Source organism: Microbacterium sp. MMO-113 (genome assembly GCF_037148555.1).
Classification (GTDB): Bacteria; Actinomycetota; Actinomycetes; order Actinomycetales; family Microbacteriaceae; genus Microbacterium.
In genome coordinates this window covers 1-1619 of sequence record NZ_JBBCTD010000009.1, presented here as the reverse complement: position 1 = coordinate 1619, position 1619 = coordinate 1, and the positions used below count along the sequence as shown (strand labels likewise).

Here is a 1619-nt window from a genome sequence, read left to right as displayed (position 1 = left end):
TACAGGCTGAGACACGATGCGGATAAAAAGTGGATGATCCTATGCTGCCGAGAAAAGCATCGACGCGAGGTTCTAGCCGCCCGTACCCCAAACCGACTCAGGTGGTCAGGTAGAGAATACCAAGGAGATCGAGAGAATCGTGGTTAAGGAACTCGGCAAAATGCCCCCGTAACTTCGGGAGAAGGGGGGCCTTCGACGTATTAGGACTTGCTCCGAAAGCGTTTGGAGGCCGCAGAGACTAGTGGGTAGCGACTGTTTACTAAAAACACAGGTCCGTGCCAAGTCGCAAGACGATGTATACGGACTGACGCCTGCCCGGTGCTGGAAGGTTAAGAGGACCGGTTAGCCGCAAGGCGAAGCTGAGAATTTAAGCCCCAGTAAACGGCGGTGGTAACTATAACCATCCTAAGGTAGCGAAATTCCTTGTCGGGTAAGTTCCGACCTGCACGAATGGCGTAACGACTTCCCAACTGTCTCAACCGCGAACTCGGCGAAATTGCATTACGAGTAAAGATGCTCGTTACGCGCAGCAGGACGGAAAGACCCCGTGACCTTTACTACAGCTTGGTATTGGTGTTCGGTGTGGCTTGTGTAGGATAGGTGGGAGACTGTGAAGCGGTGACGCCAGTTACCGTGGAGTCATTGTTGAAATACCACTCTGGTCACTCTGGATATCTAACTTCGAACCGTAATCCGGTTCAGGGACAGTGCCTGGTGGGTAGTTTAACTGGGGCGGTTGCCTCCCAAAAAGTAACGGAGGCGCCCAAAGGTTCCCTCAACCTGGTTGGCAATCAGGTGGCGAGTGTAAGTGCACAAGGGAGCTTGACTGTGAGACTGACAGGTCGAGCAGGGACGAAAGTCGGGACTAGTGATCCGGCAGTGGCTTGTGGAAGCGCTGTCGCTCAACGGATAAAAGGTACCTCGGGGATAACAGGCTGATCTTGCCCAAGAGTCCATATCGACGGCATGGTTTGGCACCTCGATGTCGGCTCGTCGCATCCTGGGGCTGGAGTAGGTCCCAAGGGTTGGGCTGTTCGCCCATTAAAGCGGTACGCGAGCTGGGTTTAGAACGTCGTGAGACAGTTCGGTCCCTATCCGCTGCGCGCGTAGGAAGTTTGAGAGGATCTGACCCTAGTACGAGAGGACCGGGTTGGACGAACCTCTGGTGTGTCAGTTGTTCCGCCAGGAGCACCGCTGATTAGCTACGTTCGGGATGGATAACCGCTGAAAGCATCTAAGCGGGAAGCCGGCCTCAAGATGAGACTTCCATACCTTCGGGTGAGAGGCTCCCAGCCAGACTACTGGGTTGATAGGCCAGATGTGGAAGCACGGTAACGTGTGCAGCTGACTGGTACTAATAAGCCGATGACTTGATAACACACCGTTTGTTGGTGCTTGCGTCCACTGAGTGGTTCTCGATGTACGGTCGAGAACTACCTTCAACAATGATTCATCATTGCTTTAGGTTTGATTGAAACATCAATAGTGTTTCGGCGGCCATAGCGTGAGGGAAACGCCCGGTCACATTCCGAACCCGGAAGCTAAGCCTCACAGCGCCGATGGTACTGCAGGGGGGACCCTGTGGGAGAGTAGGACACCGCCGGACTCCTTTTAAACAA

At 54.0% G+C, this 1619-nt stretch carries 2 rRNA genes; both read left to right on the top strand.

Going from position 1 to position 1619, the window contains the following annotated elements:
* Positions 1 to 1378: ribosomal RNA gene (locus WFJ36_RS17080) — 23S ribosomal RNA — on the top strand; the annotation flags it as partial.
* A 111-nt stretch (positions 1379 to 1489) separates the two neighbouring features.
* Positions 1490 to 1606, top strand: a 5S ribosomal RNA gene (gene rrf / locus WFJ36_RS17075).
* Positions 1607 to 1619 lie beyond the last annotated feature (13 nt).